This window comes from Nitrososphaerales archaeon (assembly GCA_025058425.1).
Classification (GTDB): domain Archaea; phylum Thermoproteota; class Nitrososphaeria; order Nitrososphaerales; family JANXEG01; genus JANXEG01.
In genome coordinates, this window is the sequence record JANXEG010000047.1 from 1 (window position 1) to 9,368 (window position 9,368).

Consider the following 9,368-nt stretch of genomic DNA (forward strand, 5'->3'; position numbering starts at 1 on the left):
ATTTAACCTTTAATACTTTCAATTCTCTTCACGAGATTCTTACTTTCATCTTTTTTGATATTGTTTTATCTCTTTCTTTCAATTCTCTTCACGAGATTCAGCATCAAAAAGGCTGCGTAATATCTTACAGGTGTATGATCAGTACAGTAAAGCACTCGCAAGGATTGAACAAAGTGTCGATGAGGAGTTCTTTCAATTCTCTTCACGAGATTCTTTCGATTTACCTAAGCCTACAATAACGATCTTTTTACCTTTCAATTCTCTTCACGAGATTCTACACCGAAAAGTTTTAATAACGTTCGTTACCATAGTAACTTTCAATTCTCTTCACGAGATTCCTCCACCATCAGCGATAGCGTTTGAATGCTTATGCGCCTTCTTTCAATTCTCTTCACGAGATTCCGAGGGTTTTTCTAGCTCTATTAACCTATCTGAGCTTAATTTATATTTAAAATTTATGATGGTACTTCGGCGGTGCATGATCTGCATTCTGGCAAGCGTGGTCCGCCGAAGTCCAATGTTCATAACCTTTATGACCCATACCACTCAACTATACATCTTTACATACCCTTTGAAATCCACAACTTCTGCACCTTCTACGATTCATGATCCTCGGAAGCTTCTCTTTCTCGATTATCGATCTTATCTTAGAAGCTGTCCATAATACATGCTTCTTCAAATCATCTGTTACACGTAATTCAAAAGACCTGCCATCACGCACGTACCTTATCACAGCCTTTCTTACAGGTTTGTGGAAGAATTCCTCAACGAGCATAGCGTAAGCGATCGCTTGGTAAATATGTGCTGAGTGGGGTTTCTTGGAGGACTTCATGAATTTATTCTCTACCACTACCAGACCATCATCAACCTCCACAACTTCATCGATACTTCCATAGAGGCCGAGCCTTTCTGATACTATATGAACTCTACTCCAAAATCCTCTGGTGAGCTCCTTCCTTTCACCAGCGAGTGTCTTTCTACGTTTCGCCCTACGCTCTTCATCGATATGAAGATCTCTCCCTTCGGCCATACTTTCTGTCACCCTCTCTTTATATCCCAGAACACCTAGATAGTAGATGATTCGAGGGCAGAAATGGTACTGCTTGATCCACGTTACAGGTATCAAATGAATATCATCATCTTCAGACAATTCGGACCTCTCAAATCTCTCAAATCTCTCAAATCTCTCAAATCAATATACTCAGCATACAGCAAATTTACACCAAAAGATCCTCCTTGGCATACTCCTCGAATGGCTTCCCTATGACCTCCCTTAAGGCCAGATCAGCCCTACATAACACGAATACTTGAATATTCCCATCGGAATCGCCAATTATCCTTCTAAGGGCTGCGGTGAGCTCCTTCCTCTGCATACTGGTCAGATAGCCTAGAAATGTACTCCTTTGAATCCTTGCCAAACCGAACCTTTTACATACTCGACTGATCATGAACCTTACTCTATCATCACTTATATCGTAGACGACGAGTGTCTGCATTGTCTGCATAAACCTTACCTTAAGGTGAATGGCAGATAATTTGATGATCTACCGATTATAAACTCAGCCAACCTCTTCGGCTGTAAAAAGATGTGGCTCGATAACGGTAGAGATCTTCCGGCAAAGGTCAAATTTTCCGATAACCGTTCGGAGAAGGCTTTAACGATTTGAAATCTGGCTTCTCTTTTAAGCAACCTCCCTTCAAGTATGGATTGTGGATCTTTAAAGCTCGAAATTAGCCTTAAGACCGTCCTATCAACGACCGGTTGCCTAAACTCTTCAAGAATATCCATTACAAGTGCTGGCCTCCTCGGAGAATCGATATGTAAGAAGCCGGCGTAGGGATCTAACCCGCTACTCTCTACAGCCAACCAGACTTCTGAAGCCAGTAACCCATAGCAGAAGTTGAGCATGATATTGACCGGGTCGGTTGGAGAATCGAACCTTTTTCTCCGACCAGGAAATTGGACATCTTCAGGCAGTATAAGTTTGAAACCTTGCCAGTATACTTCAGCAGCTTCGGCCTCGAGCCTCACAACCTTCTCTCTAATCATCTCTATATCATCTCCTTCAAGATTGGCGATCATATCAGCTATACTTGAAGTCAATCGTGAGAGTTCGAGTAACTTCTCTGATAAGATTCGATCTTTTCTATTCTTACCAGCTTCACGTAAGATTACTTTCTGATTGACGACTTTGGCCCACGCGAACCTTTTAGTAAGATAGGCACCAACCTTTTCATTTTGAATCTTATACTGCATCTTACGTAATTTGACAGATCCACTACCTTTAGAGCTCGTGAGCTTAGCGATCGGATGGCCAAAACTCGAATATAAAATCAAATCCACTCTATACTTTGCCAATAGTTTAAGAAGGGCAGAAGAGAGTACAGCGCCACGGGTCAGTATGAAGACCTGAGATATATTTAATGGAGAGGTCTCCAAAATTTTTTCACCCTTCTTTTCAATAACGATCATATCACTCTTTGCACGTAGGAAGAGGCCGGGTTCATTTATAATTAAGCGCTTCAACACTTCTCACGTGTACATATGGTGTAGTATGGACAATAACTTGGACACCTTGGAGGTCTTCCAGGATCCTTCCCTATCGAGACGATTTCATAGGCCTCATCCCTTAATTCTAAAAATTCACGCCTCAATTCATCACCTATAACGAAATACCTTAATCGAAAACTCGGCACCAACCTATGTGTTAGTATCTGAATATACACTATGAATCCGAAGTCTACCGGAGTACCCTCTTCAGCCTCGATCGCCAACGCATACCCAGTCGCAGCGTAAGGATGGAATTCTCTCACCTCCCCAGTTTTTAGATCGGCTAAAGCGTTGAAGGGTGTATAAATATCGACGCTGAGTTCTCTACTCAACCCTACCAAGCTCCCATCGACCTTACGCTCAACAACTGGTGGTAGAGCGACGTTGATTATCGAATCGGCATCCGAATGTGGATACTTTGATATAGCTTGATCGATCCTCGCGGCAGCTTGAATTACGAGAAATCTGTAAAGGGCTGTAGCTTCAACTTTAAGTTGGTATTCTTCAACTTCACCCATCTTAGAGGAGAGTACATTTTCGGTTTCTGAAATAGCCTTATCGACGATACCATGAGTTAAAGATAGTAAACCTTCGGCCAACTCTGATCCAGATCTATAGTTACCAGAGAAGAACGATCTCTTGGCAGCGTTAAGGACCTCACGGCTAATGGAATGTAGGGCGATGCCCCTAGCCATCTTGATCGTGGGTGGGGGCTTGATATTTAGGATTCTTCTCAGGTAGATATCCCTCATCGATTCACAATAACGCATAGCGAGCTCACCGACACCGAAAAGGATGGAACGGGAGAGGGGTTCGATAGGAGGAGAGTCAAAGTTCCAGCCCCTAAGCTCCTCGCTAATGCCTTTAGCTTCGATCTCTTTACGTAAGAGTCTAAAACGCCTATCTAGATCGAGCCTATCTAAGAAGAACAATTTTTATCGACTTTTACCGTGTTATTTTGATGTAATTAACTCACCTCTACCTTCTGATATGAATCATCTCAGATTAAGTAATCATCGGGGATCGATGATAGTCCTATATAATAATACCTTTGTGTTAAAAGATGGTGAATCTGTTGGGCAGCACTCTCCAATCGGTTCCAATCTACATGTTGAAGTGAGTCTAACCAGTATTGACTTCTTGCAGAGGCTGCTCGATTATCCGCTAAGTAGAGGAGTCTATAAAGGGCCAATGCGGGTGTGAGGTATTTTGGATGTTGAATCTTCCTTCCCTCCAGCTCTTCGTATATGCAATCGATCTCTTGATTAGTAATAAGTGCAGATGTTATAAAAGGTATTATTTGAGTTAAGGTTTGATGCTGCAATCCTGTAATAAAATTCTTTTGATAAAATTGATCGATGAGTTTAGAGAGGTTTTGATTGAATCTGTTTAAACGGTTCTGATCTATGGTATATGTGAATCTTTTCGTAGATGGTAACACCTTTTGAAAGTAAGAGAATGAGAATAAATTTCGTTCTATAGAACTCCAATCGATGGCTTCATGATGGAATAGAATAGCGTAAGCGACCTCCAACGATATATAATCATCAAAAACTCTGTTTAGAGCCCTCTTTGCAACGATTGCAGATATTTGATGGTGTAGGATGTGTGATTTAGTGGTGTGTTTATCGATATATTGATCGGTTAACTTCCCGATATCATGAAGAAGGGAGATTGTCAATAAGATGGCCCAAAATCGATCTTTATCCTGCTCAACACTTCTCGATAAAGTATTGATCGTGAATAACCTATAAAGCGAGGATTTAAAGCAAAATGCTAACCGTTGCATCTCGATTAACGTTAAACCAATATGCGCGATCAGACACCCGTCACGTATTGAATCATATACACGAGATGGATTTTCTGCTACTGAACAAGTGTCTCGGCAAGATAACTCTGAACCTAGAATCTTTGATAGAGTATCACATTCCGATGGCTTAACCATAAGGTTTCACCAACCCTAGATGAAAATCTCTTTCAACGATGTAGTAAAGTGGATTGATTATGAATGGATGAATGAAAACCTCTCGATAACAATCGCTCAACCTTCGATACTTAACGATATTTAAATCCACCTTTGGTTCTGATGCTTGATTCTTGAGATCGGTTTTATACTCGATAGATAATGAAAGGTAAAATTCTTCGCCATCTATCCGATGGCTCAAGGCGGGGATTTCATAGCCTCTATACAATCTCTCAACGGAGAGGCTTAAGGTATTTCGATGAAGTAGATCGATCGCTTGAGTTAAAGGAATTTCGAATGTAGACTTTTCACTACCCGAACGTAAAGATTCCATGATCCTCTGGTAAATTTCCTGAGGTAAGAGGATGCACTTAACTTCTATACCCAATCTGAGGAGATTCGGTATTTTAAAGAGATTCCTCGCCACAAAGATTTTTGCTGAATCTGTCGAAAATGTCTTTATAAAACTTAAAGCCTCACTCAATTCTCTATCTATTTCTCCCCTTAACTCTCTTACAACATCTTCACGATATACCGCATTTACCAATTTAGAAGCGGTTGAGATATTCTTTACACTCTCTGCCAGATCATCCTCGTTGAGGATCTTGATCGTCTCATCGATGACTATCTGTGGGTAAACGCACTTTGCTCCTTCTAAATCCTTGAATAATAGGGCTGTTCCATCGCTCTTTCTCGCACAACGACCTAAACGTTGTATCAAAGAGTCTATTGGCGAGACTTGTGTAGCAATGGTTTTAAAATCGTAATCTATACCCGCTTCGATCACTTGCGTCGCCACAACGATCAAATCCTGATCGATGGAGCTTTTTTCGAAGACCTCTTCTCTACTCTTTCTTACATCGTTAATCAACCTTGAGTGAAGTAGTATGACATTGTTATAATCATTTTTTGTAAGTCGCCGATAAGCTTCGACCGCCTCCTCTACGGTGTTGTAGATGAATAACATAGGTTTTTCATAATTTTTGATAATATCGAATAGAGATTCTGAGAGCCGTCCATCTTTGATGATTACATCCAACCTACCCCTTCTTATAACATCTTTACTTGAGTCCGCTTCAATAAATGTGTATGGATGTGAATACTTTATAGGATACTTCACCCTTTGGTATTTCTTAAATGGCCTGACGGTCTCTTCAACAAGTATTTGAGGTAAGGTTGCGCTCATGAGAATGACCGTAGCCCCAAAATTGATCAAATTCGCTATATGATAAGGCAGTAATGTTAAAGAGTACCATTGTGAATCTTGTAGAAGTTGTACTTCATCAAGTATTATGAGGGATCCCGCAATTTTACCTACCGATAGGAAGAAATGGTGTCCATAGGATCTAAAACCGTAAAGAGTATAGAGTAAGGTATCGTACGTTGTTACAGTGATGTCTCCTTCTATGAATGCTTTAAATGGTGTGAAGCCTCCATGATCGTAATCTACAACGATCATCCTTGGCCTTTTGAAGGACGATCTGCATATATGTAACGTTTTGCATATGCGATGAAACATGTTGAATACGAGACTTCTCGTCGGGAGAACGTAGATTAACGAATGCCAAAACCTTTCACCATGTATTAAACTTTTGAGAAATGGTGTAAGGGCTGCCTCGGTCTTTCCAGCACCAGTGGGTGCCGATAAAAAGACCAGATCGTTACCTTCGACCGAATCCCAAAGCCTCTCGAAATACTCGTACTTTTGAAGGGTTCTTCCTCGACTTTTAACGATCGCTTCTACAATGCTCCAATGTTGTGTTAAATCAGTTGAGTTAAACATGCCAATTCTTTACAGAAGTTTTTGCCAAAACCTGCTTTGAGAACCTTAACTATTTGGCGAGTCGTTGTATAGAGATCTGAGAAGGATCTCGTATTTATATACCTATATAGTGATTCGATCGGTGCCGGTTCCTTTTTTGCCATAAGGCTCTCGGTAATAGATTGTAACCTTTCGAGTGGATCGAGCTTAAATTTCTCATCTATCTTAATTAAGTAGACTAGTGATGAAATGTATCTGTTTATGGGTATCTCTTCGTAACCACGTATCTGAAGTACCTGCCCTTTTACGATATCGAATTTTATCGAAAGGACGGTCCAAACGGCTTTCGATTCATAAAGATACCTTAGAATATCCTTGGTAAACCACGTCAATAGGATGTATGTGAAGGTATTTAAGGGAAGGATATTTGCAACAGAATGTGACTGTAGCCTCTCAATAGCCTTGGTAAATACATCACCTTTAATATGAGCTAGTATATCTGCCAAAATTTCTCCAGATACTTCTCCTTCGAAGGAGAGTAAAACGAGGTTCAAGGCATTTTCGGGAGGGGTGGAGCGAAGCGGGACCGTCGCCTTATAAAAGCCGAGTGCAGATAAGGTTATACATGTTGAACAGACACCGTAATTGCTCTGTTGATATTTGTACTCTCCTGTAAAGTACTTACCTATGTGTGGATAAAAAGGTAGCCAAACGTGCTGCCCTTTATAATGCCTCCCTTCGCGTTGTGCATGTCCTGGTAACTTGTAATTTCTTGCGAGACTTTCAGCAACTACATCGGGGTCTGTATGCTTACTTAAGTAACTCTCCAACCTCTTTTGAGAGCCCTTTTGAATCAGCTTCAATTGCCCTATCAAGTATTCAACTATGGATTCTTTATGATCTTCCACATTGCTCGCAATCAGAGTAGCGATATCGTGTAGATCTCCATCTTCAATCCTTATCTCAAAGAATCCCGCATTACTAGATACGGAATACTTGACATCCGGTGGAAGAGTAGAGATTATACTATACATGATTAGAGAGTCCATGAAGAATGCGTGGCCCGGTGTAAATAATTTTATATGCAACTTAACCCCTCACGATATACTCCCCATCGATCGCGAAAACCTCTTGAACATTCTTCAATTTGATATCAACCTTTGTTGGAGTGTATACAAAGTATTTAATACCACCAGCTGTACTTCGAATGTCCCTTTTGCACGGTATATAAAATAATTTAGATTCACGATTTTCGTCACACATCTTCAAAATCGTATAACCCCCTCGAATATCTACTACATTAGAAGTGATAGCAAATGGATAATCTGTAGATATTTCATTCACAGATAAAGCTTTACAATCGACAGACCAGGCCTCGATGACATTGACCAAAGACTCTGTGTCACCGAGCCTCTGTATTAGATACAACGCCTTACTATCGATGGGGCTCCTTAAAACCCATATACATTTCAAAGTGGCGTGAGTTAAGTATTCTCTATATAAAGCATCGGTAAGTGTATTCTCTATTATCTTTCTAAAGGTATCGAAATCACTCATATGAAAAGCCTCGTAAGCCCTCTTAAAATCGCTCTTTTCAAGACCTTTATCCAATACTCTAAACCTCCTCAGAATGATCGGGTTGATGGCGGTAGCCTCACTCATCAACTTTGCTCTGGCAGCAACTATCAACCCCTTAATAGCCTCTTGAGCTTTTAAACCGATCATACGTTCTACTCCATAGCAGTACGCTAAAGCTCCTACAAGGGTCGATGGTTGAGGGATCGGGAGTGATGCTGCTATCTGAAATGTTTCAAAGTGTTTAATGGAAAAAATAGGGGCGTTGATCTTTGCACATACCGCTGTTAAAACCACTGATCACTTGCCCCCATAACCTTGGCGATAGCTTCTGAGGCGGTCTTAACTTCATCTATGGAAATCTTCTTTTCTTTGAATGTGTTTACGAGCCTTTCACCCATCACAACTACCTTAATTTCATTTTGTTCGACCAATCTTTGATCCACGATGGCTTTGATGATGCTTGCTGTTTCTTCTGCATAATCCTTGTAAAATCCATGAACTGCATTAGGTATCGGTCTTTTAGAAGTGATGCAGATGAGTTCGACCGTTTTGACGATCGGTAACGCTCTAGCCTGCGCTGCTCCAAAGTGGCCGGAAAGAACCTCCGTCAAAGCAGCTATAGCTGCCTTCGCTCTAATCTTACGCTCATTCAGACCTAACTTTTTGTCTGGATTTGCTAGTGAAACACCAGCAAAGGCTAGATCCATAGAACATAGAAAGCCATAAATACCACTTGCATGTTCACGTTTCATTACCATCATCGCCTGTTCTTTACTGGGTATCTTTCCCGTTTCATCTATGACGACTCTATTATGAGTGATAGATGAAAACTCGGAACGCTGCTCCTCCACCGGGATCATGAAGGAGAATTTGACCAAACTTTCACGACGGATGTTTGTATCTGTATCTAGAAAGCCATGAAGGTCCTCGATCGCACATGACTCAATATAATTAAACTCTTCTTCTTTTTTCAATACCGATCTATACATAACGTGCCGATTACAACTCTCACATATCGCTTTCTCATACCCCCAACTTTTAAGAATTTCCGTCGTCGCTACAGCGTGCCAATGTTTGATCATATTTCCAGAGATTACTGGTTCTTCAGAAACTTCGTAACCTTCACCAATTCTTCTTACGATGAACATTTTGGACAATGCCATATAATTACCTACGGCACCTTCCGCATTCGCTGAGTGAATATTTGTGATTACTCTTCCAGTAACTCGCACATACACCATAACCCTCACCCTTTTGACTTTACTCCCTCATAAGCTAATGCAAGTGATGCGATGATACTCCCAACAAATCGTGGATTACTTTTGGCAAGATCTATTATCTTTGATAAACACTCTTTACCTATCTTGAAGGCTTTATAAATATCATCGACTTCACCTACGATCTCATACTCCCCTCTATCGATACCATCCTGAAGCCTTTTTAAAACACGCTCTCTCACTCTTATACTGCTATATAGCGTCATTGTAAAATCTTCAATATCTCTCGGTCTCGCC

The 9,368-nt window shown here is 40.8% G+C and carries 10 protein-coding genes and 1 CRISPR repeat array; all 10 genes read right to left on the minus strand.

Going from position 1 to position 9,368, the window contains the following annotated elements; genetic code table 11:
* The first annotated feature begins 189 nt into the window (after window positions 1–189).
* Window positions 190–402: a CRISPR direct-repeat array (repeat unit 24 nt; unit sequence CTTTCAATTCTCTTCACGAGATTC).
* 148 nt (window positions 403–550) lie between these two features.
* Complete coding sequence (gene cas4 / locus NZ896_05390) at window positions 551–1,150, minus strand: CRISPR-associated protein Cas4 (protein MCS7116890.1); 600 nt, start codon at window positions 1,148–1,150, stop codon at window positions 551–553.
* A 67-nt stretch (window positions 1,151–1,217) separates the two neighbouring features.
* Window positions 1,218–1,505 (minus strand): CRISPR-associated endonuclease Cas2, encoded by a 288-nt coding sequence (gene cas2 / locus NZ896_05395; GenBank protein ID MCS7116891.1) that lies wholly within the window; start codon window positions 1,503–1,505, stop codon window positions 1,218–1,220.
* 5 nt (window positions 1,506–1,510) lie between these two features.
* Window positions 1,511–2,527, minus strand: a complete 1,017-nt coding sequence (cas1, locus tag NZ896_05400) for a CRISPR-associated endonuclease Cas1 (GenBank protein ID MCS7116892.1) — start codon at window positions 2,525–2,527, stop codon at window positions 1,511–1,513.
* A complete protein-coding gene (cas4a, locus tag NZ896_05405; GenBank protein ID MCS7116893.1) occupies window positions 2,524–3,483 on the minus strand; it encodes a type I-A CRISPR-associated protein Cas4/Csa1 in 960 nt (319 codons plus the stop codon). Before cas4a ends, cas1 begins: the two co-directional genes overlap by 4 nt.
* A gap of 68 nt (window positions 3,484–3,551) precedes the next feature.
* Entirely contained in the window at window positions 3,552–4,340 is a 789-nt protein-coding gene (locus NZ896_05410) for an HD domain-containing protein (GenBank protein ID MCS7116894.1), read from the minus strand.
* Between the two features lie 148 nt (window positions 4,341–4,488).
* Window positions 4,489–6,297, minus strand: coding sequence for a CRISPR-associated helicase Cas3' (gene cas3 / locus NZ896_05415; GenBank protein ID MCS7116895.1), 1,809 nt, complete (start codon window positions 6,295–6,297; stop codon window positions 4,489–4,491).
* Entirely contained in the window at window positions 6,276–7,364 is a 1,089-nt protein-coding gene (locus NZ896_05420) for a hypothetical protein (protein ID MCS7116896.1), read from the minus strand. The genes cas3 and NZ896_05420 overlap by 22 nt, the downstream gene beginning before the upstream one ends.
* A 1-nt stretch (window position 7,365) precedes the next feature.
* Window positions 7,366–8,148, minus strand: coding sequence for a type I-A CRISPR-associated protein Cas5a (gene cas5a / locus NZ896_05425; protein MCS7116897.1), 783 nt, complete (start codon window positions 8,146–8,148; stop codon window positions 7,366–7,368).
* Complete coding sequence (gene cas7a / locus NZ896_05430) at window positions 8,139–9,095, minus strand: type I-A CRISPR-associated protein Cas7/Csa2 (GenBank protein MCS7116898.1); 957 nt, start codon at window positions 9,093–9,095, stop codon at window positions 8,139–8,141. Before cas7a ends, cas5a begins: the two co-directional genes overlap by 10 nt.
* 5 nt (window positions 9,096–9,100) lie before the next feature.
* A partial coding sequence (locus NZ896_05435) for a hypothetical protein (protein ID MCS7116899.1) occupies window positions 9,101–9,368 on the minus strand: 268 nt, incomplete at its 5' end.

Bases quoted from the DNA above. Each gene is read 5' to 3' on its own strand.
- cas2 (MCS7116891.1), bottom strand. From the start codon at position 1,505: ATGCAGACAATGCAGACACTCGTCGTCTACGATATAAGTGATGATAGA.
- NZ896_05410 (MCS7116894.1), bottom strand. From the start codon at position 4,340: ATGCAACGGTTAGCATTTTGCTTTAAATCCTCGCTTTATAGGTTATTC.
- cas3 (MCS7116895.1), bottom strand. From the start codon at position 6,297: ATGTTTAACTCAACTGATTTAACACAACATTGGAGCATTGTAGAAGCG.
- cas7a (MCS7116898.1), bottom strand. From the start codon at position 9,095: ATGGTGTATGTGCGAGTTACTGGAAGAGTAATCACAAATATTCACTCA.